The organism is Xanthomonas cissicola (genome assembly GCF_008801575.1).
Lineage (GTDB): Bacteria > Pseudomonadota > Gammaproteobacteria > Xanthomonadales > Xanthomonadaceae > Xanthomonas > Xanthomonas cissicola.
Genome location: NZ_VZPL01000052.1, coordinates 1 through 24,556, shown reverse-complemented (window position 1 = coordinate 24,556; position 24,556 = coordinate 1). Strand labels below are relative to the sequence as shown.

Here is a 24,556-nt window from a genome sequence, read left to right as displayed (position 1 = left end):
TGTGACACATCACGCGCTCGTCACAGCCCATATTCGGAAAAACCCTACCCCGCCCGTGCGCTGTCCAGGCCAATCCGCTGGGACATCACGTCCGCGCAGCTATGCTTTGGCCATGCCTGCAAAGCCCTTGCCCCGCACGTTCTATGCCCACGACGCCCGCCAGGTCGCGCCGCGATTGCTCAACAAGGTGCTGGTCAGTGCTGACGGACGCTGCGGGCGCATCACCGAAGTGGAAGCCTACTGCGGTAGCGACGACCCGGCCGCGCACTCGTTCCGCGGCATGACCCCGCGCACGCGGGTGATGTTCGGTGCGCCCGGGCACCTGTATGTGTATTTCATCTATGGCATGCATTGGGCAATCAACGTGGTCTGCGGCGGTGCCCCCGGGCATGCGGTGCTGATCCGTGCATTGGAACCGCTGGACGGTATCGACCGCATGCAGGCCGCGCGCGGCGCCGCCCCGTTCACTGCGTTGACCACCGGCCCAGGCCGCCTGGCGCAGGCGTTCGGCGTGACCGCTGCGGACAATGGGCTGGATCTCAGCACCGCGGCCGCGCGGCTCTGGATCGAAGACGACGGCGCGCCGCCTCCGTCCAATCCAGTGGCCACGCCGCGCATCGGCATCCGCAAGGCCGTGGATGCGCCATGGCGCTGGGTGGTTGCAGATAGCCGCTATTTATCGCGTCCGCTTCCGCGCGTGACCGGGAAAGGCACGGCGCTTGCCGGCGATTGAGCCAACCAGCACTCCATCGGCGATTGCTCGGCCGCGCCCGGTCCGCGCTGCAGCAGACGCAGCGCCTGCTCGGCCTGCGCGGTGGTGAGCTCCTGCAAGGCCTGGAAGCGGTCTGCCGCCCAGACCGCCATGGGCAGCCCATCCAGCGAAACGACACGATTGCCCGGCACGCGCGCGACCCGCTCGCCCGGCAGCAGACTGCCGAGCAGATTGCTTGGGTCGCTGGCACTGACGCAGATCCACTGCTGCGGCAATGGCTGCGCGCGCACACGGCGCAAGGCCGCAATCGCGTCCGGCAACGCAAACTGCTCGCCGGACAGCCCGGCGATGAACCGCCCGCCGCGGATTTCGCCGCGCGCTTCCAGCCGTTGATACATGCGCAGCAATTCCCGCCACGGCGGCAGCCATGCGGCCTCGCGTTCGAGCAGCCGCCAGCACACCACGCCGTAGCGCCGCAACAGCGTGCGCGCGAGGTGTTCGAGCGTGTCCTGATGGCGCTGCGCGGCTTCGGCAAGCGGCAAGTCGGGCAGCGCCCGCGCCGGCGCCCAGCGGCCCGCATCGCGGATGCCCAGCGCGCTGGCGCGGCGACGTTGCCGCGACAGTGCCGACGGCCGCTTGGACGCCGGCACCAGCAGCGCTCGCAGACCGGCATAGCTGTCGCAATGCGCGCGGCCGCGCATCACCAGCTCGCTTAATGCATCTTCCAGCTCGGTGTTCATCAGATGCGCCGCGTCGGCGATTTCATCGAAGAACAGCGCGCCTTGCTGCTGCAGCACCTGCATGACGCGTTGCGCGCGGGAGCCCAATGGCGCGTCGTCGGCATCGCGCGCCAATGCGCTCCAACGCTGCGCTTCGCACCGTGGCAGCAGCACGATCGGCGTGCTGCGCAGTGCGCCGCCGCCGCGGCCGCTGCCGGGCCGCAAGCGTGCCCACAGCGTGCGCCCGGCGGTGCACAACTCGTCCAGCCAGGCCGGTTGATAGTCGCGGATGCGCGCCGGCAATAGCTCGCTCTCCCACAGCACTGCAGGCGCCTCGAAGCCTTCGAGCTGCCCCACCACGCCGGCCAGCGCATCCGGCCCAGCCACCCGGCTGCTGCTGTCCACGTGCTGCCACTCGAACAGAAAACGCGCGTAATCGCGCTGCGATACCGGTTCGATCTCGCGGCGCAGACGCCCCAACGTGTAGCGGTGGATGCGTGCCAACAGATGGCGCTCGCACCACTCTTCGGCCTGCACGTGCGCACTGAACTGCCCGGCCATGACGTAGCCCTCGCGTTGCAAGGCCGCCAACGCCAGCACGATCTCTGGCTCGGGCACCTGCAACGCGTTGGACAAGGCCGGCACCTGTGCCGGGCCAACGGCGGACAAGCGCCCGCGCAGCAGTTCGCGCACCGCCCAGTCGCGCTGCCAGTCGGCAACGCGGCACTCGGCCGGCGCCTGCAGCGGCGGCTGCGCAGTTGCTTGCCGATACAACGGCAAGAACCAGTCGATGCGCTCGGCGCTGATCCACAGCGCCGGGATGCCATGCATGGCAATGCAGCTGGCACGACCAGCTGCGGCCAGCGCGGCCAACCATGCCTGCCACTGCGCATCGGTGGCCTCTGCGACCGGCAACACGCCCAGCCCCACCAGTGCCTCGTGCATTTCTTCGGCATCGCGCGGCTGTGGCCAGGCTTCTTCGCACACTGCGGCAATCGCTTGCGGATCGAGCTGTCCCAGGTCGTCGCTGGTCTGCGGCGTGTAGCGCCGACTTTGCACGGCCTGAGTACGGCGTTCTTCCAGGGGCGCATCGTCGAGAAATGCATAGGGACGCGCGTTCAAGGCTTCGGCGGCCAGCGGCGACGGCGCCGCCAGGTCGCGCGCGACCAGCGTTACCGCGCCCGATTCCAGGCCGCGCAACACCTGCAGCCAGCCTTCGCTATCCATGGCGTGGTGCAGGCAATCTTCCAGGGTCTGTGCCACCAACGGGTGGTCGGGCACCTCGCGTTCGCCGACCAGATTTTCCACACAGGCCACCTGGTCCGGGAATACCGTGGCGAGCAAATCTTCGGACTTCATTCGTTGCAACTGCGGCGCCACCTTGTTGCCGCCACTGAAGCGCGGCAGCGCCATGGCGTTGGTGGCGTTCCAGCGCCAGCGCACGCCGAACAGCGGCGCATCCAGCAATGCCTGGATCAACACATGCTCGGCCGACGACGAATGCAGGTAACGGCCAACTTCTTCCAGCGCAAAGCTATGACTGGTCGACAGCGACAGCACAATCGCATCTTCGGTGGCTGCAGCCTGCAATTCGAAATTGAAGGTGCGGCAGAAGCGCTTGCGCAGCGCCAGCCCCCACGCACGATTGATGCGGCTGCCGTACGGCGAATGGATGACCAGCTGGGTACCGCCGCTGGCATCGAAGAAGCGCTCCATGACCAGGCACTGCTGGGTCGGCATCGCGCCCAATCCGGTGCAAGCGTTTGCCAGATAATCCACCAGTTGTCGCGCCGCTTCGGCGGACATCTCCAGCTCGCGCTGCAGCCAGTCGCGAGCCGCCTGGTGCGGCGCGGTGTCCAGCCGCGCGGCAATCTCGCCACGCAGGCGCGACACCGCCGCAGACAGCTCATCGCTACGACCCGGCGCTTCGCCCAGCCAGAACGGAATGTTCGGCGGCGCGCCCTTGGCATCTTCCACGCGCACGCGCCCGGCCTCCACGCGCAGGATGCGGTAACTCGCATTGCCGAGCTGGAACACATCGCCGGTAAGGCTTTCGACGGCGAAATCCTCGTTCACCGTGCCGATCTTTTCGGCCTGCGGTTCCAGCACCACGCTGTAGTCGCCGGTTTCGGGAATAGTGCCGCCGGAGGTGAGCGCCGTCATGCGCGCACCGCGCCGTGCGTGCAAGCGCCGATGCACCGCATCGCGATGTAGATACCCGGCGCGCGGACCGAGCCGAGTGCTGAAGCCATCGCATAACATGCGCACCACGCTGTCGAAGGAGGCACGGCTCAGCCCGGCGAACGGCCACGCGCGCCGCACCAGCGCGAACAGCGCATCTTCGTCCCAGTCTTCGCATGCGGCTTCGGCAACGATCTGCTGCGCCAGCACGTCCAGCGGCGCCGGCACAATGCGCAAGGCATCCAGTTCGCCGCGGCGGATGCTGTCCAGCAGCGCGGCGCATTCGACCAGTTCGTCGCGGGTCTGCGGAAACAGGCGCGCCTTGGGCGTACCGCCGACCTTGTGTCCGGAACGCCCGGCACGTTGCAGGAAGGTGGCGATCGAGCGCGGCGAACCGAGCTGGCAGACCAGATCGACATCGCCGATATCCAGCCCCAGTTCCAGCGAAGCGGTCGCCACCAACACGGTGAGATCGCCGGCCTTGAGCCGTTGCTCGGCCAGCAGGCGCGTCTCGCGCGACAGGCTGCCGTGATGCGCCGACACGCGCTGTTTGCCGAGCAGATCGCCCAGATGCCGCGCCGCGCGTTCGGCCATGCGCCGCGTGTTGACGAACACCAGCGTGGTGCGATGTTGCTGCGCCAGTGCGGCCACATCGGCATACACCTGCAGCCACTGGTCGTTGGACATCACCACGCTCAGCGGCGTGGGCGGCAACGCCAGGGCCAGATCACGCCTGCGGGTGTAGCCGATATCGACGATCTCGCACGGCGGCGGCACGCCGTCTGCGTCGACACCGACCAGGAATTGCGCCACCGTTTCGATGGGCTTCTGCGTCGCCGACAGCCCCACCCGCGTGATCGGCTGCGCGACCAGCCGCTGCAAGCGCTCCAGCGTCAGGCTCAGGTGGCTGCCGCGCTTGTCCGACGCCACCGCGTGGATTTCATCGACGATCACGGTGCGCACCTGCCGCAGCGACGTGCGCCCGGATGCCGACCCCAACAGCACGTACAGCGACTCCGGGGTGGTCACCAGAATATGCGGCGGCGTGCGACGCGCCTGCGCGCGCTCGCGCTGCGGGGTGTCGCCGGTACGCACCGCGGTACGAATCGGCACATCCGGCAAGCCGCCGGCGACCAGCGCCGCACGGATGCCCTGCAAGGGCGCGTCCAGGTTGAGGTGGATGTCATTGGACAAGGCCTTTAACGGCGAGACGTAGACCACACGGGTTTCGTCGGGCAACGCACCGCCATTGGCCAGCCCGTCGCGGATCAACGCATCGATGGCGGCGAAGAACGCCGTCAGCGTCTTGCCCGAGCCGGTGGGCGCGGCCACCAGCGTGTGGCGTCCGGCCCGGATCGCCGGCCACGCAGCGATCTGCGCCGGTGTCGGCGCAGCGAAGGTCTGCGCGAACCACGCAGCGACCACAGGATGGAAGTATTGCAGGACAGGATGCATTGGCAATGCCCGACACCATTGCTCATCATGACGGCAAGGGCTCATCATGACGGCAAGGCGCGCGGATGTAACTCGGTGGGAACCACCATCAATGGGGCTACGCAGCGGTCCAGACAAGCCACGGGCCAGGCCGGTAGTGAACGATTTAGAGCGGCTAACAAAACGACTGCGCAGCCGCGAGGCGGGCGCGGCCGGTGCTCGGAATCGGCATGTACCGCGCGTACACTCCGGTTCTGAGCGCGCCGTCCGCGCCCAACTGACAGCTGCTCGCTACGTTTTGTTAGCCGCTCTTGGCGCAATGGTGACGGCCTCTGCCGTCGACAAGACGACGCCTTCGCAACGCTGCGGCGCCGGCCCGGCGATTGTCCGTCGGCCACGTGCCGTGGCACATTGACGGCATGCCCAGCCTGATTCTTTTCATGATCGCCGGCGCCGCGCTGTTCGCGTTCTGGAACTCCTCGCGCGCGGCTGCCGAACGCGCCGACATTCTTGGCCGCAATGCCTGCCGCGCGGCAGACGTGCAATGGCTGGACCAGAGCGTGCATTCCACCAATATCCGCGTATGCAGGATGCCCAGCGGCTGGCTGGGCTTCGAGCGCACCTTCCGCTTCGACTATTCCTACGACGGCGTGGATCGCCATAGCGGCAAGCTGGTGCTGCGCGGCGATCAACTGATTGCCTTCACCGGGCCGCAGGTCGCTACCGTCAGGGCATTGCACCCGGAGCATGAACGTCTGGAGTGAGGCGCGCAGTTGCAGGTCACGTGCGCGCTGACACCTGACATACCTGCAGCTTCACATGTCCGGGTTACAGCGATTGGCTCGCCAGTTTCCCTATGGATTCCAGCAATCGTCGAGCTGTCGCTGCGCGCTGTCGCCGTCTGTGTACGCGGCTGGCCGTTGCATCAGTCGGCGGCACTCCACACAGCCGGCCACTTATTCCAAAGACGTCGAATCCGCGGGAACGGGCTCGTAGCCATTGTCCCTGCCGCTCAGCCAGCACAACTGCAGCTTGCCCTCTCGACGCAGCTGCGCCCGGGCGAACAGCCACAACGGATCCGGCAGATCGGCATCCTTCAATAGACGCGACTTGCCGGCAATTTCGATGCTGAGAAAATGCGCCTCACTCGGCGTGTCGATGTAGCTGCGCGCAATCAGACAACGCTCGCCGTCCACGAAGCGATAGATGTCGTACTCGTACGCGTCCTCGAGTGCGCCGGACGCATCCGGCGCGCTGCAATCGACATGAAGGGTGCGCTCCACGTGCAATCGAACCCTCCACTTGGCGAGGCTGCAGGTCATACGCTGGCCGCTTTCACCGCAGCCAGCAGAACCTGGGGCGCCGTCACCGTTGACCGTGGACGGCACGCGGGAATCGTCAGTTTACTGGGGCACCTGCCGATTCCGAACACCGGCCTGCACTCGCCTTGCGGCGGCGCAGGGGGCGGTGCGCTGTCCTTACTTCACCACGCGAAGATGCGGGCGCTTGCCACCGCTGGGCGGCTCGTCCGGCGTCGGCGCGCTCGGCGGTGGCGAGCCCGGATCCGGTGGCTCGCTGCTGGTGCCGGGGATGTCGTCCGGCAGCGCCATGCCCTGCCCGGTTTCGCGCGCATAGACCGCCAGCACGGCAGCCATCGGCACCATCACCGGATGGCTCACGCCACCGAAGCGTGCAGTGAAGCTCACGCTTTCGTTGTCCACCTGCAGGCCGACCACGGCACGCTCGGCGATATTCAAGACGACGCGACCGTCCTTGACGGCACTGGCAGGCACCTGCACACCGGGCAGGCCGGCATCCACCAAAACGTGCGGCGTCATGCCGTTGTCGTTGATCCATTCGACCAAGGCCCGCAACAGGTACGGGCGATGGCTGGTCATGCGGGGGAAATCTTCGCTCATTGCGTCATTTTACCCGTACATGGCCCGTCGCGGCGGCCATGCGATCGGAAGTCGGTCTGTTGGCATACAGCCGTCGCATCAGCCCGGCAGATCGCGCAGCTTCTTTTCCTGATCGGTCAGACTGCGGATAAAGCCCGGGTTGCGGAAGATCCGGTTGCCGTAATCCTCGATCGCCTTGCCGTCCTTGGGCAGGCTGATTTCCAACGCGTCCAGTCGCCAGATGATCGGCGCCATCGCACAATCGGCCAGACTCATTTCCGGATTGAGGAAGAATTTGCTGGCCTTGAACAACGGCACCGATGCGGTGAGCAGTTCTTTCAGACGCTTGCGGCCGGCCTCGGCCTGCGTCTTGTTGCCGAGCTGGATCGCCTGGACTTGCGGCACCCAGTCATGCTCGATGCGCAACATCGCCAGGCGCAGACGCGCACGCGAGAGCGGGTCGACCGGCATCAGCGGCGGATGCGGATAGCGCTCGTCCAGGTATTCGCTGACCACCGACGCGGCGTACAGCACCAGGTCGCGTTCGACCAGCGTCGGCACTGAATGATAGGGATTGAGATCGATCAGATCTTCGGGAGGATTTTGCGGGTCGACCGGCACCAGGTCGTAGGTCACCCCTTTCGCCGCCAGGACCAGACGAACCCGGTGGCACAACACGTCGTCGTTGGACGAAAACAAAGTCAAGGTATTCCGCATACGCACACTCGTCGCCATTCAAGGCTCTCCGACGACCGGAATCCGCCGGCCGCATCGGCGCGGCCGGCCCAACGCCGACAGTCACCACGGTCTATCGAGTGTGCAATCACGTCACGCAAAAGCCAAGAGTGATAGGGCTTATTAATGTTCCGATAAGCCGGCTGACGTGTGGGCGCTGCAACACCGTCGCAGGGATCTACCCGGCCCGGGTAGACGGGCCGTTCGCCCTGCCAACCATCGCCCTGCCCCCTCTCTCCGCACGGGAGAGGAGGCAAGCGCTTTCCCGTTGGGAGCGGCGCAAGGCTCGGCGATCAGCGAGGTCTCCAAGCACCTGGCGATGCCCGCCCTGCACTGCAATTGTTCGCTCCCGCAGCCGATGACGGCCTACGCAGCGCTCAATGCACGTCCTTCCAGTATTCCTTCTTCAGCAAATAAGCGATGAAGGTGAGCAGCGCCAGGAATAGGACCACCCACACGCCCATGCTCTGGCGCTTCAATGCAGCTGGCTCGCCGGCGTACTCGAGGAAGTTGGCGATATCGCGCACGGTCTGGTCGAATTCCATCGGCGTTTGACGCCCCGGCTGCCCAAGCTTCAATGCCTCTACCGGCTTGTCGCCGGTGGCCTTGTCGGCCGGGCCGAACTGCGCCTGCTGCAGGCCTTGCAACTCCCATAGCGGGTTGGGCATGGAGGCGTTCGGAAACAGCTTGTTGTTCCAGCCCAGCGGGCGGGTCTGATCCAGATAAAACGACTTGAGATAGGTGTAGACCCAGTCCGTACCGCGCACGCGTGCGATCAAGGTCAGATCCGGCGGCGCCTTGCCGAACCATTTGGTCGCCGCATCGTGCGGCATGGTGCCTTCGATGTGTTCGCCGACTTTGGCGCCGGTGAAGTTGAGGTTGGTCATGACCTCCTCTTCGCTCAAGCCCAGATCGCTGGCCATGCGCGAATAGCGCAGGTACTTCAACGAATGGCAGCCGGAGCAGTAGTTCATGAACAACTGCGCACCGCGTTGCAGCGACGCGCGATCGCTCAGGTCGTTACCTGCCTGCTGCACCGCCCCGCCTTCGGCCGCCACCGCACCGCCAGCGACCATCAGGCCGCAGAGCAAGGCGACCACGCGCGACTTCCAAGACGTCACGTTGGGATTAGTCATGGGTCGTCACCCGCTCCGGCACCGGCTTGGTTTTGTCCAGCCGCGTCCACACCGGCATGGTGATGAAGAAGGCGAAGTACAGGAAGGTCAACACCCGCCCGACATAGGTTTCGTGCGCATCGGTGCCGGGGCCGGAACCGATCACGCCCAGCCAGACGAAGCACACCACCAGCACGCCCAACGCCAGCTTGGAAATCCAGCCGCGGTAGCGCACCGAGCGTACCTTGGCGCGATCCAGCCAGGGCACCAGGAACAGGATCGCGATGGCCGAGAACATCACCAGCACGCCACCAAGCTTGTTGGGCACCACGCGCAACATGGCGTAGTACGGCGTGTAGTACCACACCGGCTTGATGTGCTCCGGCGTCACCAGCCGGTTAGCTTCGGTGAAGTTGTCGTGCTCCAGGAACAGGCCGCCGAACGCCGGCGCGAAGAAGATGATGAAGGCAGCGATCAACAGCAGGAATCCGACGCCGACCAGGTCCTTGACCGTGTAATAGGGGTGGAACGGAATGCCGTCGGCCGGCTTGTGCGCATCCCAGCGATTGCCCTTCGGACCTTTCTTGATGTCCACGCCGTCCGGGTTGTTGGAGCCTACTTCGTGCAGCGCGCCGATGTGCAGCACGATCAACAGCAGCAGCACCAACGGCAGTGCGATTACGTGCAAGGCGAAGAAGCGATTGAGCGTGGCATCCCCGGGCAGGTAGTCGCCCATGATCCACTCGGTCAGCCCATTGCCGATCACCGGAATGGCGCCGAACAGCGAGATGATCACCTTCGCGCCCCAGAACGACATCTGTCCCCACGGCAGGACATAGCCCATGAAGGCTTCGGCCATCAGCACCAGGTAGATCAACATGCCGAGAATCCACACCAGTTCGCGCGGCTTCTGGTAGCTGCCGTACATCAAGCCGCGGAACATGTGCAGGTACACCACGATGAAAAACAGCGAGGCGCCGGTGCTGTGCATGTAGCGGATCAGCCAACCCCACTCCACGTCGCGCATGATGTATTCGATCGACGCGAATGCATCGGCGGCGCTGGTCTTGTAGTGCATCGTCAGGAAGATGCCGGTGACGATCTGGTTGACCAGCACCACGATGGCCAGCGAACCGAAGTAGTACCAGAGATTGAAGTTCTTCGGCGCGTAGTACTCGCTGACGTGCTTGCGATACATGGGCATCAGCCCGGGCGCGCGCTCGTTGACCCAATCGAACACGCCGTTTGCGGTACGGACCAGAACATTGCTCATCAGGCAGCCCCCGTGGTTTTGGTCGACGCACCGGCATCGTCAGGATCGACGCCGATCACCAAGGTGTTGTCGTCCACGTAGTGGTGTGGGGGCACCAGCAGATTGATCGGTGCCGGCACGCCGTCGAAGACGCGGCCAGACATGTCGAAGCGCGACTTGTGGCAAGGGCAGAAATAACCGCCCTTCCACTGCGGGTCGTAAGGCTCGGGGCGGATTTCGGCGACCATCTCCGGCGAGCAGCCCAGATGCGTACATAGCCCGACCAGCACCGAAATGTCGGACTTGATCGAGCGATACTCCGGGTTTTTCAGCACGTACTCCGGCTGCTGATCCTTGTTCTCGGACTTGGGGTCCTTGAGCCGGTCGTCCAGCGACGGAAGTGCGTCGAGCATGGCCTTGGAGCGCTTGACGATCCAGATGGGCTGACCGCGCCATTCAAGGACCATGCGCTGGCCTTCCTGCAAGGCGCTGATGTCGGCGGTGACCGGTGCGCCGGCCAACTTGGCGCGCGCACTGGGATTCCACGACTTCACGAATGGAACTGCAACGAATCCTGCTCCGACCGCACCGACCACGGCCGTTGTCGCGGTTAAAAACCGACGACGCCCGATATCAGCAGGTGCGTTAACCCCATCGTTGGCCATCCGGCTCTCCGATCTTGATTAGGTAGCGTGAGGCTGCCAACGGCTGGCGGGGGGTCCAGCCGCGATGAATCGACCGCAGTGTAGCGGAACGCTTAATGCACAGACAACGCAATGTACGCAGTCGGCCCTATGCGATGCAACGGCCGATGCAGACGGCAGCCGATCAGATGGAGTTCAAGGAGCGTGGGAGACGGATGGCTGTGACGTAGTGCCCTTGCATGGGCTGCAACGGCACTGCACGCGTGCAGTGGATGCGTGGGCATGGTGCAAGCGCAGCAATCACGATGGTCCACGACCGGCTGTGGGCGCTGCAACCGATGTCGCCGATACGGAAGCACTCGCCCAGTCGCACGCTGCGCAGCGCCGTGGCGAATATTCGCAAGAGCGGCTACCCATACGTCAGCAGTGGTCCGGGGAGTGGATCGCGTCGACGCCGCGGCGCTTGCGCCATGTCCGGAGTACCGGCCGCGCCCGCCGGCCGGCTGCACGGTCATCCATCAGCCGCTCTAGTTGGCTGCAGTCGCCTGGCCACGATAGCGGCCGGCCAATACGCCCACGCGTTGCACGTACCGCTGGGTCTCGCTATATGGCGGTACGCCGCCATAACGGTCCACCGCGCCCTCGCCGGCGTTGTAGCCGGCAGCGGCCAGGGTGAGGTCGCCATTGAAGCGTTTCAGCAGCCAGGACAGATACTGCACCCCGCCGCGAATATTTTGCGCTGCATCATAGGCATCGCTAACGCCGAACCTGCGTGCCGTGCCCGGCATCAACTGCATCAGGCCTTGCGCACCGGCGCGACTGAGCGCGAGCGGGTTGTAGGCCGATTCGGCGTGGATGATCGCGCGCACGATCGATTCTTCCACTCCGAACTCGCGCGCCGCCGCTGCGATTTCCTGCTGGTAGGCGTTGGTGTTGAGCCGGATCGCACCGAAATTAACCCCGGGCTTGGCACCGCAGGCGTAGCAGGTTTCGATAAAGCTGTAATGGATGGTGCGCAGGCCTTCGATGCTGGCGACCTGGCGCGGACGGGCGCTGGTATAATGGCGCACGCCGTCCTTCATATAGGAGTACACCTGCCCGCTGACGACCCGGCGCGGATTGGCTGCTGCTGGCGCTGGCGGCGTGACGACCGAGACGGACGACTCCGTCAACGCACGCGGAGCCGGCGCCGAAGCGACCTCGGCGGCATGCCGCGGCGGCTGGCTGACTGGCTGGCTGATCATGGTGGCCGGCGCGCCGCTGTCGATATTGGCCATGCTGGGCGCGGGGCTGACGGCCAGACGCCCGGCCGAGGGAGATGAAGGAGGGCGGCGGGCCGAACGGTCGGGGGTATAGCTGCTGATGACGCTGCAGGTGGCGCCGCTCTGGCGCTTGCTCAGGTAGCTGGTGATACCGTCAGCGCCGACGCACTTGTACAGCGTGCCGGCGCTGACCGGCGCAGCCGACAACGTGACGAGCATCAGCCCCAGCAATCTTGACATCCCCTTCATGCGCGGAGTGTCCCAGCTTGCCCAGGGCTTGCCAAGTGTCGGCCAGCGCTGGAGCAACCACCAAAGCGCCAGCGCAGCCACCAGGCTGGCGAAACCGGCGCTCACATCCTTGAGTGCCGATCGCGCACTCCGATTCCGATGACTAGCGCGCCGCCGCCGACCCGACCACCGCTCGCTGCGGCTTGTTGGCCGCCCTCACTGTGGCAGGCGGTCCAGCTGCGTGCGCAACGTGTCCAGCGCCTGCGTCAAGGTGGGGCGGACTTCGGCCGGCGCAATCGCGTCGAACGGCAGGTCCAGCAACAACAGGTTGGCTGCCAGCGCGGGCAAGCTCGGCGCGCCAAGACCCAGCCAGCAATGTGCGGGACCATCGGCCTGCAATGCACCCAGCCAGGGCGGGATGCGCGCTGCCAATGCCTCGACCGTGCCGGCCAAACGCACCCGCGCCCGGCACGGGAACGGTGCTTCGCCGATCGCCTTGCGCAACAGCTGTAGCGGCTCTTCGGGCAATGCGCGGGGAGCGAACCGCGCGCCGGTGGCGAGCGCCTGATCGATCCGGTCCGCGCGCAGGCTGCGCCAGTCCTGGCGTTCGCAGTCCCAGACCAGCAGGTACCAGCGCCGCCCGTAGTTCACCAGCAGCGCCGGCTCGACGTTACGGGTGATGGCCGTACCCGAATGGCGCCGATAGTCCAGCCGCAGCGTGGCCCGGTCGCGGCAGGCGGCCGCCAACTGGCCGAGCAGGTCCGCATCGACCAGCGATTCCGTTTCGGCAGCCGGCATGCTGGCCATGGCGGCATGCGCGGCACTGGCGCGCTGGCCGCTGCGGCGCGGCAGCAGGGGATCCAGTTTGGCCATCACGCGTGCCGCGGCGGCGTCCATCCCGCGCACCGCTGGCGCGGCGGCGCGCAAGGCGACCGCCACGGTCAGCGCCACCGCCCTGCCCCAGCCGGTAGCCGCCGCCGCTGCCGGGCGCTGCATGCACCGGATAACCCGCTTCGCGCAGGCGTTCGATATCGCGTCGCAGGCTGCGCGGATGGATGTCCAAACGTTCTGCCAGCGCCACACCTGACCAGCTCCGGCCACCTTGCAGCAGGGAAAGCAGACGCAACAGGCGGGCAGCAGTGGAAGCCATCGCGCCACCGTATTGCGGACAGAAACTGTCCGCAAGTGGCCCGTACAGTCGTGATACCAGCCATCACACCACCCGCTCGCCACCGCAGCCACCTGGAGACCGCAATGTCCGACGACCGCCACGTCACCCTCTTCCACAACCCCCGCTCCCGCTCGCGCGGAGTGCTGGTCTTGCTGGAAGAACTGGGCGCACGCTACCGCCTGCAGCCCATCGATCTGGAAAAGGAGCAGCAGCGCACGCCGGAATTCCTTGCGATCAACCCGATGGGCAAGATTCCAACCATTGTTCATGGCACCAGCGTGGTCACCGAACAGGGCGCCATCTATCAGTACCTGGCCGAGCTGTATCCGGAAGCCGGTCTGTCGCCGGCGCCGGGCGATACCGACCGTGGCGCCTACCTGCGCTGGCTTGCGTTCTACGGCTCTGCCTTCGAACCGGCGATCATCGATCTTGCGCTCAAGCGCAGCGCCCCGCCGCGCTCGCTCTCGCCTTATGCCGATGCCGACACCGTGCTGCAGGTGGTGGATGCGCAGCTGGCCAAGGGCGATTACCTGCTGGGCGAGCGCTGCAGTGCGGCCGATGTGCTGTGGGGCGGCGCCTTGGCGTGGATGGTGGAGTTTGGCCTGATCGATCCGCCCGCCCCGACCCGCGCCTATATCGCCCGGATGGTCGCGCGCCCGGCGGTGGCGCGCGCCGAAGCCGTCGACGCCGGGCGCGCGCCCGCGGACGGCGCCAGCGCAAGCGGGTAAACTGCGCGGCTCTCTTCTACCCGCCTGGAATAAGCGCCATGCCCGGGACACCCGTTTCCGACCTGTCCGCGGCCGCTGCCGTGGACGCACCCGCCCTGTTGCCCTTGCCCGTCGCGCGCCCATCGGCGCCTGCCGTGGTGCGCGGCAAGCTCTATATCAAGACCCACGGATGCCAGATGAACGAGTACGACTCGGCCAAGATGGCCGACGTGCTTGCCGCCTCCGAAGGGCTGGAGCTGACCGACAATCCGGAAGAAGCGGATGTAGTGCTGGTCAACACCTGCTCCATTCGCGAAAAGGCGCAGGAAAAGGTCTTCAGCCAGCTGGGTCGCTGGAAGGCGCTGAAGGCCGGCGGCAAGCCGGTGATCATCGGCGTCGGCGGCTGCGTGGCATCGCAGGAAGGCGAAGCCATCGTCAAGCGCGCGCCCTACGTGGACCTGGTGTTCGGTCCGCAAACGCTGCATCGGCTGCCGGAGCTGATCCGCGCGCGGCGCGAATCGGGCAAGTCGCAGGTGGACATCAGCTTCCCGGAGATCGAGAAGTTCGACCGCCTGCCCGAGCCGCGTGCCGAGGGCCCCTCGGCGTTCGTGTCGATCATGGAAGGCTGCTCCAAATACTGCTCGTTCTGCGTGGTGCCCTACACCCGTGGCGAAGAAGTCAGCCGGCCGTTCGAAGACGTGCTGGTGGAAGTGGCGCAATTGGCAGCGCAAGGCGTGCGCGAGATCAACCTGCTCGGCCAGAACGTCAATGCGTATCGCGGTGCGTATGGCGCCGATGCCGGCGACGCCGCGCAGTACGCCGATCTGGGCCTGCTGATCCGCACCATCGCGCAGATCGAGGGCATCGGCCGCATCCGCTTCACCACCTCGCATCCGCTGGAGTTTTCCGATTCGCTGGTGGATGCCTACCGCGATGTGTCGCAGCTGGCCAACTACCTGCACCTGCCGGTGCAGGCCGGCAGCGACCGCATTCTGTCGGCGATGAAGCGTGGCTACACCGCGCTGGAATTCAAGTCGAAGATCCGCAAGCTGCGCGCAGTGCGCCCGGACATCTCGATCAGTTCGGACTTCATCGTCGGCTTTCCTGGCGAGACCGAAGCCGACTTCGAAAAGACCATGAAGCTAATCGAAGACGTAGGCTTCGACCAGAGCTTTTCGTTCGTGTATTCGCGTCGCCCCGGCACCCCGGCATCGGACCTGCAGGACGACACGCCGGAGGCAGTGAAGCAGGCGCGTCTTGCGCGTCTGCAGGCGCATATCAATGCGCACGCGGCGAGCATTTCGCAATCGATGGTGGGCAGCGTGCAGCGCGTGCTGGTGGAAGGCCCCTCGCGGCGCGATCCGAACGAATTGACCGGCAAGAGCGAAAACATGCGCCCGGTGAATTTCCCGGGCAACCCACGTTTGATCGGACAGTTCGTCGATGTGTTGATCACCGAGGCAATGAGCAATTCGCTGCGTGGTCGGATTCAATTGGACGACAGCGCACATTGATGGCGCGTGGGCGCTGCGCAATGCGGCGCTCCTCCAAGCAAGGCAACCACGCGCCGAAGCGTGTCGCGCGAAATGGTCAAAATTTCACCACACAGCTGTCGCGCCTTGCGGCGCAAGGCCTCGTCATACTTACCCACAGGCTTTGCGGAATTCGATCCACATCGCGTGTGGACAACCCTGGCGACACTGGCGATTTTTTCATCACCGCCCCGGCAAACCTTGCGCGAGTAAGCGCGACGCGTTTTATCCACAGGTTAGTGATGCGTGACTCCACAGCGCTTGTGGAAAACCTGCACGCGACTGCGGACGGTTGCATGGCCGGGTGCCGCGCCGTCCGCTGTGTTGGTGGGATCACATGCCGCGCGCTACCCTTTCTCTCCCGCCCTACCGACGCGCACCCAGGTGCGCTTTCCGATCCAACCATGAACGCACCCGCACATCGCGATTTCACCCTGGAACCCGAGGACATCGAGCGGCTGGCCAATCTGGCCGGTCCGTTCGATGCGCATCTGCGCCAGATCGAACTCAAGCTTGGCGTCGAGATCGCCAACCGTGGCAACGTCTTCCGGGTGACCGGACCGGAGCCGGCCATCGCCGCCGCCCAGTCGCTGTTGACCGCGTTGTACGAGGAGGCCGCAACCACCACCTTCGACACGCACGCAATCCACCTGCGGCTCAACGAGGCCAACCTCGAACATGTGGCCGAGCGCGCGTACCAGGCCCAGGATGTGGCGATCAAGGTCAAGCGCGGCACCGTGCGCGGCCGTGGCGCCAACCAGGCCAAATACCTGCACGCGATCGCCACCCACGACATCAATTTCGGCATCGGTCCGGCCGGGACCGGCAAGACCTTCCTGGCGGTAGCAAGCGCGGTTGAAGCGCTCAACGAGTCGCGTGTGCAGCGGCTGATTCTGGTGCGCCCGGCAGTGGAAGCCGGCGAAAAACTCGGCTTTCTGCCTGGCGATCTCAGCCAGAAGGTCGACCCGTACCTGCGCCCGCTCTACGATGCGCTGTACGAGATGCTCGGCGTGGAAAAAGTGGTCAAGTTGCTGGAGCGCAACGTCATCGAAATCGCGCCGCTGGCCTATATGCGCGGCCGCACGCTCAACGATGCCTACGTGATTCTGGACGAAGCGCAGAACACCACCATCGAACAGATGAAGATGTTCCTGACCCGCCTGGGCTTCGGCTCCACGGCGGTGGTCACCGGCGATCTCACCCAGATCGATCTGCCCAAGCATGTCAAATCCGGCCTGCGCGATGCGATCGAAGTGCTGCGCGATGTGGAAGGCACCAGTTTCACCTTCTTCGAAGCGCGCGACGTGGTGCGTCACCCATTGGTGCAGCGCATCGTCACTGCCTACGACAAGCGTGATAGCGCCGTGCTGCCTCCTGCGGCTGACTGACGTGCAAGGCCGCGCCCTCCTGCTTGGGGTGTGGTTGGTACTGGCTTGCCACCAACCTGCGCATGCGCAGGCACGCCAACAGACCGACACGACCACGCGCGTCATGCTGCGGCAGCAGCTGGCCCCGTCCTGTGTCTCGCTGGCCGGTGCGCAAGCGACCATCCTGTTGGACCGGGCCGAACTGGAACGCCTGGCGTCGGCGACACCTGCAGCCGGTGCGGCGGCGGCCGACGAGGATGCGCGGCGACAGGCGCTGCTAGCCGCAACGCGAGCGCAGGCGCTCCTTGCCGCTACCGGCAAAGCGCACGACCGCTTCGGCTGCGCAGTGGCTCACGATGACAAGGAAAGTGCCGACACGCGCTATCTGGTTGGTCGCTTGCTGGAGCACGCCCAAGCCGCAATCTGGACCCAATCGCCACCGGGTTTCGCGCCGGCCCTGGAGGTCAGACGGGTCGACCCGCACTGCCAGAACGGGCCGATGGGCAGTGCGTTTTATCGTGTTGCCAACGGCGGCGCGCTTGTCATGGTGCTGGTCGAGTGCGTTCGCTGATCCCGGACCGGGCGGCCAGGACGCACACGCAGGCGTCGCAGCAGGACGCCACTCGCGCGATACTGTCACCTCTGTCTGATCTGAATGCCGGTGTTCCATGACCAAAGGCCCTGTCCGCCTCGACGTTGCCGTCAGCTATGCGCTGCCGCGCGCCGGCCTGCCGTCGGCGGTGAGTTTTCGCAAGTGGGTGGCCGCAGCGTTGAAGGGGCGCATCCGCGAGGCCGATCTGGCAGTGCGCGTGGTCGACGAGAAGGAAGGCTGCTCGCTCAATCACCATTACCGCGGCAAGGATTACGCCACCAACGTGCTGAGCTTCCCCGCCGAACTGCCGGAAGGCCTGCCCAAGGGCATCAAGATGCCGCTGCTGGGCGATCTGGTGATCTGCGCGCCGGTGGTGGCGCGCGAGGCCACCGAGCAAGGCAAATCGCTGGCTGCGCACTACGCGCACCTGACCGTGCATGGCACCTTGCACTTGCTTGGCTGGGATCACGAAGACGACAAGGAGGCCGAGGCGATGGAGCAACTGGAGCGCGAGATCCTGGCCGACCTCGGCATCGACGACCCTTACGCAGGAGAACACTGATGCGTTTTTGCATTGCCGGCGCCCTGCTGCTGTTGAGCGCGCCCGGCGCCTGGGCACAGACCGCGCCGGTGCGCCCGGACCTTGCCGCCTTGATCGAATGCCGCCAGCGTATCGGCGATTTCAGCGCGTTGGCCCCGGTACTGGCCGACCCGCTCAAGGCGGTGGCGCTGGGCTGGACGCCACTGGATCAATCCAACCTGTTCATGACCGAGTACACGCTCAATACGCCCATTCGCGTGTTCGGCCACAGTACCGATCACATCGCGTTTTCCGGCGCCAGCATCATGGCGATCCTGGACCTGCCCGACCCGCGCCCGCTCGCCAAGCAGTTGGATCTGGAACTGGGCGTGGACAACGCCGAGAAGGTCATGTACGGGCGCGAGCTGGTCAGCGAAGACACCACCAACCCCAAGACCGGCGAGGCGATGATCGAATCGGTCGTACTGAGCGTGACCAACGTCAAATCGCATCCGGGCAAGACCGTGGTCGGCTGCGGCTACAGCCTGGATCTGCCCTGAGCCGGGCCAGGCGACGGCGCATCCACAGCGCCGTGCCGGCTTCCTGCTAGACTGATGGCTAACGCCTGGTTTGCCGGGTGCCCTTCCCCGTCACGATGTCCGAAGACGACAGTAGCCAATCCCTAGAAACACCGGAAAAACGCCGTAGCTGGCTCGAGCGCCTCAGCGCTGCCTTCTCCGGCGAACCCCATACCCGCGACGAACTCGTCGCCTTGCTGCGGACCGCCGAACAGGACGGTCTCATCGCCGCAGACACCTTGCGCATGATGGAAGGCGCGATCTCCGTGTCCGAGCTGACCGTGGGCGATGTGATGATCTCGCGCTCGCAGATGGTCTCGCTGCCGGTGGAAGCGCGCTTCATCGACCTGATGAAGCAGGTGGTCGAATCCGGCCATTCGCGCTTCCCGGTCCACGGCGAGAACAAGGACGAAGTGCTCGGCATCCTGCTGGCCAAGGACCTGTTGCGCGGCGTGGTGGCCGACAACGGCCCTGGCAACGTGCGCGAACTGCTGCGCCCGGCGGTGCTGATCCCCGAGTCCAAGAAGCTCAACGTTCTGCTCAAGGAATTTCGCCTCTCGCGCAACCACATGGCGATCGTGGTGGACGAATACGGCGGTGTTGCCGGGCTGGTCACCATCGAGGACGTGCTGGAACAGATCGTCGGCGAGATCGACGACGAGCACGACGATGCCGAAGAAGAGAATTCGCTCATCGCGATCCAGGCCGATGGACGCTATGTGGTCGATGCGCTGACGCCGATCGAAGACTTCAACGAGCGCTTTGGCGCCGAGTTCCCCGACGACGAGTACGACACCGTCGGTGGGCTGGTCACCGATGCGATCGGGCACCTGCCCGAAACCGGCGAAGAGCTGACGCTGGGGCGCTTCGCATTCCGCGTGGCCAAGGCCGATGCGCGACGCGTGCACGCCTTCCACGTCACCATTCTGCCGCCCGATCCGCAGGACGACGCTTGAACCAGCTGAGCCGCAGTGCCTGCACGGCGCCGCAGCGCGGTGGCGCCTGGCAGTGGATTGCCTGCTGGGCACTGCTCCTGTTCACGCTGCTAGTCGCCCCGCTCGCAGCGGCCCAGGCTGTCCAAGGCAATGCTTCGCAGGAAGCTGCGCTGACCGTTGCACCGGCGCCACGCGTCGGCATAGTCACCATGCAGCCGGGCGAAGTGTTTTTCGAACGTTTCGGCCACGATGCCATCGTGGTGGTCGACCCGCGCACGCAGCAGGCCACCTCGTACAACTTCGGCTTCTTCGACCCGAGCGAGCCGGACTTCGTACCGCGTTTTGCGCGCGGCGACATGATGTACTACCTGGTCGAGCTGCCGCTGGAAGAAGACCTGTCGCAATATCGCGATGCCGGGCGCGGTGTCAGCGTCCAGTGGCTGGATCTGCCGCCAGACCAGGCGCGCGCGCTGGCCGAGGGTCTGGCGGTACGTAGCCAACCGGAAAACGCGCGCTACCACTACGACTACTTCATGGCCAACTGCGCCACCATGGTGCGCGACACGCTGGACCGTGCGATGGGCGGCGCGCTGAAATCGCAGCTGGCCGGTCGTTCGCGTGGCAATACCTTCCGCAGCGAAGCGGTGCGCCTGGCCTCCCCTGCCCCCTGGATGTGGCTGGGCTTCGACCTGGGCCTGGGGCCGTACGCAGATCGTCCGCTGTCGCGTTGGGAAGAGGCCTTCGTGCCGATGCGGCTGGCAGACAGCCTGACCCAGGTGCACAACAGTGCCGGTCGCCCGTTGGTGCAATCCACGCAGGTGCTGCTACCGCATCGCATCGCGCCGGAGCCCGCCGAACAACAGCGACACTGGTGGCCGTGGCTGTTGACCGGCCTCATCGTTGCAGCCGGCGTACTGGCCCTGGGCCGCAGGCAGCGCTTGTTGGCTGGACTGGCGTTGCCGTTCTGGCTGTTATGCGCCATCGGCGGCGGCCTGCTGGTGTATCTGTGGGGATTCACTGCCCACGCGTCGGCGTGGGGCAACCGCAACCTGCTGCTGGTCAACCCGCTATGCATGCTGCTGTGGTTCGGCGGCATACGGCTGCAGCTGGGCCATCGGCCGGGCCGCTGGTTCAACGTGCTTTCCTGGGTTGTGGCGGCGTGCGCGCTGGCGGCCCTGGTGATCCACTGGCTGTCCTTCCAGGCGCAGGACAACCTGCAATGGGTGATGCTGCTGCTGCCGATCCACACCGCACTTGCCATTGCCCTGCGACCGCGTGACCTGCCCGTCCGTACGCGCTGATTGAAGGATGCGCTCATGAACAGCCAAGGCCATCATCCCGATAATCCGTCCTGCGTCATCACGTGCGCTTACTACGACGGCGAAGGCAAGCGCCACGACATCAGCCTGGAGCACATCAGCGACGTGCTGCAGCAGTCGGATGGCTTCGTCTGGGTGGGGCTGTACGAGCCGCAGGAATCGGTGCTGCGCAAGTTGCAGGACGAATTCGGCCTGCACGATCTGGCGATCGAAGACGCGCTCAAGGCGCATCAACGCCCCAAGGCCGAGAGTTACGGCAACTCGCTGTTCGTGGTGGTCAACACGGCGCAGCTGGTCAACGAACGCATCCGCTATGGCGAAACGCATGCCTTCCTGGGAAGGCGCTTCCTGTTGACGGTGCGGCATGGCGCGTCGCTGTCGTACGCGCCGGTGCGGCATCGGGTCGAGCGCGAGCCGGCGATGCTGCACATGGGCGCGTCGTTCTGCCTGTATGGCGTGCTCGATTTCGTGGTCGACAATTACCTGCCGATCATGGACGAGTTCCGCGACACGCTGGAACGCCTGGAAAAAGACATCTTCGCCGACGACTACAAGCGCGAGACGGTGGTGCGCCTGTATGAGCTCAAGCGCGAACTCAACAAGATGCGGTTGGTGGTGGCGCCACTGCAGGACGTGCTCTCGCATCTCAAGCGCAACCCCGGCTCATTGATCCACGAAGAAGTCGGCATCTATCTGCGCGACGTGCTCGATCACGCGGTGCGCACCAGCGATGCCATCGACACCCTGCGCGAAATGCTGGGCACGGCGCTCAGCGTCAACCTGTCGATGGTGACGCTGGCCCAGGGCGAAACCGTCAAGCGCCTCGGCGCCTGGGCCGCCCTGCTGGCCGCCCCTACCTTGATCACCAGCTGGTACGGCATGAACTTCGCCCACATGCCCGAACTCGATGCCCGCTACGCCTACCCATTGCTGGTCGCCGGCGTCGTGGGCTCGTGCCTGGTGCTGTATCGCCTGTTCAAGCGCGCCAAGTGGCTGTAGGGCCGCGTTGCGGCCCGGGATTGGGGAATCGGGAATCGGGAATCGTAAGAGCGGTTTCCTTGATCTCCCAAATGTAGGCGGAATGGAGAAAGTGCGGTTGTGCATTCACGCCAACGCCCTAGCGAGCCGCTCTACCGATTCCCGATTCCCGATTCACTATTCCCAACTCTCAAGCGACATAGATCGTCTTGACGTTCATGAACTCATGGATGCCGTGCTCGGCCAGCTCGCGGCCGAAGCCGGAGCGTTTGATGCCGCCGAACGGCAAGCGCACATCGCTCTTGACCACTGAGTTGACGAACGCCGCGCCGCACTGCAGCTGCTGCGCCACGCGCTCGCCGCGCTTGGCGTCGGCCGTCCATACGCTACCGCCGAGACCGAAGGTGGTGTCATTGGCCACGCGCACCGCTTCGGCTTCGTCGGCAACCCGGATGATCGAGGCGACCGGGCCGAAGAATTCTTCGTCGTATGCCGGCATGCCGGGAGCGACAGTGTCGAGAATGGTCGCCGGATAGCCGGCATGCGAGCCGGCGACCGGTTCGCCGCCCAACAAGACCTTGGCGCCCTTCGCCACGCTGGCCTGCACCTGCTTGTGCAATTCGTCGCGCAGGTCGGCACGCGCCATCGGCGCCAGCGTGGTGCTGTCCTGCTGCGGGTCGCCCACGACGCGCTGGGCTGCCGCCGCGACGAAGCGCTCGATGAACCGGTCGGCGATCGCATCCACCACGATGAAACGCTTGGCGGCGATGCAGGTCTGCCCGCTATTGTCGAAGCGCGACTGCACGGCCGATGGCACGGTGTGCGCCAGATCGGCGTCTTCGAGCACCACGAACGCATCGCTGCCGCCGAGCTCCATCACGCACTTCTTGAGCTGGTCGCCTGCATTGGCGGCCAGCGAGCGACCGGCGCGTTCGCTGCCGGTCAGCGTTACTGCAGCAATGCGGTCATCGCGCAGTACATCGGCAGCCTGATCGTTATCGATATGCAGCACATCGAACACGCCCGGCGGAATGCCGGCGGCGTCCAACACCTCTTTCATGGCGTCAGCGCAGCGCGGCACATTGCTGGCGTGCTTGAGCAGCGACACGTTGCCGGCCATCAGGCTTGGCGCCAGAAACCGGAACGCCTGCCACAACGGAAAATTCCACGGCATGACCGCGAACACGCAGCCCAGCGGTTCGTAGCGCACATAGCTGGATTGCGCTTCGGTAGGAATGTCGCGCGGCGCCAGATAGTCGGCAGCGTGTTCGGCGTAATAGGCGCAGGCCTGCGCGCACTTGTCGATCTCGGCCAACGCCTCGCGGCGCAGCTTGCCCATCTCGGCGGTCATGATGCGTTGCAGGTCCTCGCGGCGCCTGGTCAGCTCCTCGCCAATGCGGCGCAGCAAGGCGCCACGCTCGGCCAGCGGCAACGCGGCCCAGGCCGGAAATGCCTTGGCGGAAGCAGCCAGACGCGCTTCGATGGCAGCGGCGTCCAGGGTCTGCTGGGTATGCTCGACCTGGCCGTTGGCGGGGTTGACGGTGTCGTAGGACATGACGGTCTCCTGTTGCGAGGCGGTCATGCTAGACGCCGGCAAGTTCGGGGCGCGTCACAATCGCCTGAAACTGCTGCAACACTGTGTTCGCAAGCACCGGCCGCCGGCGCCACCTGGTGCATGCAGTCGCACTGGTTTCGGAAGCTGCCCTGTCCAACGGTCACCCGCCGCTGCACGCATCTACGCCTCGCGCCTTCCTGTCGCGATCAACCTTCGCGTTGCAGTGCCAACTGCGCATCGCGCAGGCGACGTTTTTCGCTGCGCGCCAGCAGCCACCAGCCGATCAGCGCGGCTACCGACACCGCCAGCACCATAAGCGTGGCCAGCGCATTGATCTTCGGACTGATGCCCAGACGCACCGACGAAAATACCTTGATCGGCAAGGTGGTGGAACTGGGCCCGGCCAGGAAACTGGCGATCACCACATCGTCCAGCGACAGCGTAAATGCCAGCAGCCAGCCCGATGCCAGGGCCGGCGCGATGATTGGCAAGGTGATCTGGAAAAACACTTTCAGCGGCGTGGCACCGAGATCCATCGCGGCTTCTTCAAGCGAGCGGTCCAGTTCCTGCAGCCGCGAAGAAATCACCACGGTCACGAACGATACGGTGAAGGTGACATGCGCTACCCAGATCGCTACCGCGCCGCGCGGCGCGATGCCGAGCACGCCACCCATCGACACCAACAACAGCAGGATCGACAGACCGATGATGACTTCGGGCATCACCAACGGCGCGGTGATCAGTGCGCCGAACAGGGTTTTGCCGGGAAAACGCCGCATGCGCACCATCGCCATGGCGGCCATCGTGCCCAGCACCGTCGATGCGCAGGCCGTCCAGAACGCCACCTCCAGGCTGACCCAGGCTGCGTCGAGCAATTGCCGGTCGCGCACTAGGGCCTGTTAACACTAATGGCCCGAGCGATTAAACTATTGGGCATGGAGATCACGCCAGCACAATTTTCTCTGATCGAACACTGCCTGCCGGCGCAGCGCGGCAATGTCAGCATGACCAACCTGCAAGTGGTCAACGCCATCCTTTACGTTGCCGAGCATGGCTGCAAATGGCGCGGCCTACCCAAGCGCTTTGGCAACTGGCATACGGTCTACACACGCATGAACCGTT

22 protein-coding genes, 1 other RNA gene and 1 pseudogene are annotated in these 24,556 nt (G+C 65.3%); 13 read left to right on the top strand and 11 right to left on the bottom strand.

Annotated features, from left to right (window positions below; all coding sequences use genetic code 11):
* Nucleotides 1-127: 127 nt before the first annotated feature.
* On the top strand, nucleotides 128-733 hold the full coding sequence (locus F7R02_RS18240; RefSeq protein WP_172397213.1) for a DNA-3-methyladenine glycosylase: 606 nt from the start codon (nucleotides 128-130) through the stop codon (nucleotides 731-733).
* On the opposite strand, the gene F7R02_RS18235 is transcribed toward F7R02_RS18240, so the two are convergent.
* Entirely contained in the window at nucleotides 673-5,067 is a 4,395-nt protein-coding gene (locus F7R02_RS18235; protein ID WP_078589646.1) for a DEAD/DEAH box helicase, read from the bottom strand. The genes F7R02_RS18240 and F7R02_RS18235 overlap by 61 nt on opposite strands.
* Before the next feature lie 209 nt (nucleotides 5,068-5,276).
* Between F7R02_RS18235 and F7R02_RS18230 the strand changes: the two genes are divergently transcribed.
* Nucleotides 5,277-5,353: non-coding RNA, sX9 sRNA (locus F7R02_RS18230), on the top strand.
* A gap of 76 nt (nucleotides 5,354-5,429) precedes the next feature.
* Nucleotides 5,430-5,810, top strand: coding sequence for a DUF3301 domain-containing protein (locus F7R02_RS18225; protein ID WP_011051598.1), 381 nt, complete (start codon nucleotides 5,430-5,432; stop codon nucleotides 5,808-5,810).
* A 192-nt stretch (nucleotides 5,811-6,002) separates the two neighbouring features.
* On the opposite strand, the gene F7R02_RS18220 is transcribed toward F7R02_RS18225, so the two are convergent.
* From F7R02_RS18220 to F7R02_RS18180, 8 genes and pseudogenes are all read right to left on the bottom strand, one after another.
* Nucleotides 6,003-6,335 (bottom strand): hypothetical protein, encoded by a 333-nt coding sequence (locus F7R02_RS18220; RefSeq protein ID WP_078589645.1) that lies wholly within the window; start codon nucleotides 6,333-6,335, stop codon nucleotides 6,003-6,005.
* Between the two features lie 189 nt (nucleotides 6,336-6,524).
* Complete coding sequence (locus F7R02_RS18215; protein ID WP_005915263.1) at nucleotides 6,525-6,965, bottom strand: ClpXP protease specificity-enhancing factor; 441 nt, start codon at nucleotides 6,963-6,965, stop codon at nucleotides 6,525-6,527.
* Nucleotides 6,966-7,043: 78 nt separating this feature from the next.
* Nucleotides 7,044-7,679 carry a glutathione S-transferase N-terminal domain-containing protein gene (locus F7R02_RS18210; protein WP_005915265.1) on the bottom strand — a complete coding sequence of 212 codons (636 nt, stop codon included), beginning with the start codon at nucleotides 7,677-7,679 and terminating at the stop codon, nucleotides 7,044-7,046.
* A gap of 377 nt (nucleotides 7,680-8,056) precedes the next feature.
* Complete coding sequence (locus F7R02_RS18205; RefSeq protein ID WP_167521056.1) at nucleotides 8,057-8,815, bottom strand: cytochrome c1; 759 nt, start codon at nucleotides 8,813-8,815, stop codon at nucleotides 8,057-8,059.
* On the bottom strand, nucleotides 8,808-10,067 hold the full coding sequence (locus F7R02_RS18200; RefSeq protein WP_011051600.1) for a cytochrome b: 1,260 nt from the start codon (nucleotides 10,065-10,067) through the stop codon (nucleotides 8,808-8,810). The genes F7R02_RS18205 and F7R02_RS18200 overlap by 8 nt, the downstream gene beginning before the upstream one ends.
* Complete coding sequence (gene petA / locus F7R02_RS18195; protein WP_003485955.1) at nucleotides 10,067-10,711, bottom strand: ubiquinol-cytochrome c reductase iron-sulfur subunit; 645 nt, start codon at nucleotides 10,709-10,711, stop codon at nucleotides 10,067-10,069. Before petA ends, F7R02_RS18200 begins: the two co-directional genes overlap by 1 nt.
* Nucleotides 10,712-11,217: 506 nt before the next feature.
* Nucleotides 11,218-12,201, bottom strand: a complete 984-nt coding sequence (locus F7R02_RS18185; protein ID WP_003485953.1) for a lytic transglycosylase domain-containing protein — start codon at nucleotides 12,199-12,201, stop codon at nucleotides 11,218-11,220.
* 195 nt (nucleotides 12,202-12,396) lie between these two features.
* Nucleotides 12,397-13,330, bottom strand: a pseudogene (locus tag F7R02_RS18180) (helix-turn-helix transcriptional regulator).
* 104 nt (nucleotides 13,331-13,434) lie between these two features.
* Here F7R02_RS18180 and F7R02_RS18175 point away from each other — a divergent pair.
* The 9 genes from F7R02_RS18175 (at nucleotide 13,435) to F7R02_RS18130 (ending at nucleotide 21,900) form a co-directional block, all read left to right on the top strand.
* Nucleotides 13,435-14,079, top strand: a complete 645-nt coding sequence (locus tag F7R02_RS18175) for a glutathione S-transferase family protein (protein WP_003485951.1) — start codon at nucleotides 13,435-13,437, stop codon at nucleotides 14,077-14,079.
* A 38-nt stretch (nucleotides 14,080-14,117) separates the two neighbouring features.
* Nucleotides 14,118-15,572, top strand: coding sequence for a tRNA (N6-isopentenyl adenosine(37)-C2)-methylthiotransferase MiaB (gene miaB, locus F7R02_RS18170; RefSeq protein ID WP_078589644.1), 1,455 nt, complete (start codon nucleotides 14,118-14,120; stop codon nucleotides 15,570-15,572).
* 422 nt (nucleotides 15,573-15,994) lie between these two features.
* Nucleotides 15,995-16,978: a PhoH family protein gene (locus F7R02_RS18160; protein ID WP_005915280.1), complete on the top strand. Its 984-nt coding sequence runs from the start codon at nucleotides 15,995-15,997 to the stop codon at nucleotides 16,976-16,978.
* Nucleotide 16,979: 1 nt separating this feature from the next.
* Complete coding sequence (locus tag F7R02_RS18155; RefSeq protein WP_033479824.1) at nucleotides 16,980-17,528, top strand: hypothetical protein; 549 nt, start codon at nucleotides 16,980-16,982, stop codon at nucleotides 17,526-17,528.
* A 97-nt stretch (nucleotides 17,529-17,625) separates the two neighbouring features.
* Nucleotides 17,626-18,111: an rRNA maturation RNase YbeY gene (gene ybeY / locus F7R02_RS18150; protein WP_033483446.1), complete on the top strand. Its 486-nt coding sequence runs from the start codon at nucleotides 17,626-17,628 to the stop codon at nucleotides 18,109-18,111.
* Nucleotides 18,111-18,629: a hypothetical protein gene (locus F7R02_RS18145; protein ID WP_003488338.1), complete on the top strand. Its 519-nt coding sequence runs from the start codon at nucleotides 18,111-18,113 to the stop codon at nucleotides 18,627-18,629. Before ybeY ends, F7R02_RS18145 begins: the two co-directional genes overlap by 1 nt.
* Before the next feature lie 95 nt (nucleotides 18,630-18,724).
* Entirely contained in the window at nucleotides 18,725-19,603 is an 879-nt protein-coding gene (locus F7R02_RS18140; RefSeq protein WP_003488337.1) for a CorC family transporter, read from the top strand.
* Nucleotides 19,600-20,883, top strand: coding sequence for a lipoprotein N-acyltransferase Lnb domain-containing protein (locus F7R02_RS18135; protein WP_078589643.1), 1,284 nt, complete (start codon nucleotides 19,600-19,602; stop codon nucleotides 20,881-20,883). The genes F7R02_RS18140 and F7R02_RS18135 overlap by 4 nt, the downstream gene beginning before the upstream one ends.
* A 15-nt stretch (nucleotides 20,884-20,898) precedes the next feature.
* The gene (locus F7R02_RS18130; RefSeq protein ID WP_005915287.1) at nucleotides 20,899-21,900 is read left to right on the top strand and encodes a magnesium and cobalt transport protein CorA; all 1,002 of its coding nucleotides are present in this window, start codon (nucleotides 20,899-20,901) and stop codon (nucleotides 21,898-21,900) included.
* Nucleotides 21,901-22,069: 169 nt separating this feature from the next.
* Here the strand turns inward: F7R02_RS18130 and F7R02_RS18125 are convergent, their stop codons facing one another.
* A complete protein-coding gene (locus F7R02_RS18125; protein WP_015472127.1) occupies nucleotides 22,070-23,461 on the bottom strand; it encodes an NAD-dependent succinate-semialdehyde dehydrogenase in 1,392 nt (463 codons plus the stop codon).
* A 179-nt stretch (nucleotides 23,462-23,640) separates the two neighbouring features.
* Nucleotides 23,641-24,324 carry an ABC transporter permease subunit gene (locus F7R02_RS18120; protein ID WP_078589642.1) on the bottom strand — a complete coding sequence of 228 codons (684 nt, stop codon included), beginning with the start codon at nucleotides 24,322-24,324 and terminating at the stop codon, nucleotides 23,641-23,643.
* Between the two features lie 18 nt (nucleotides 24,325-24,342).
* Between F7R02_RS18120 and F7R02_RS18115 the strand changes: the two genes are divergently transcribed.
* On the top strand, nucleotides 24,343-24,556 hold a 214-nt coding region (locus F7R02_RS18115), incomplete at its 3' end, for a transposase (protein ID WP_439333437.1).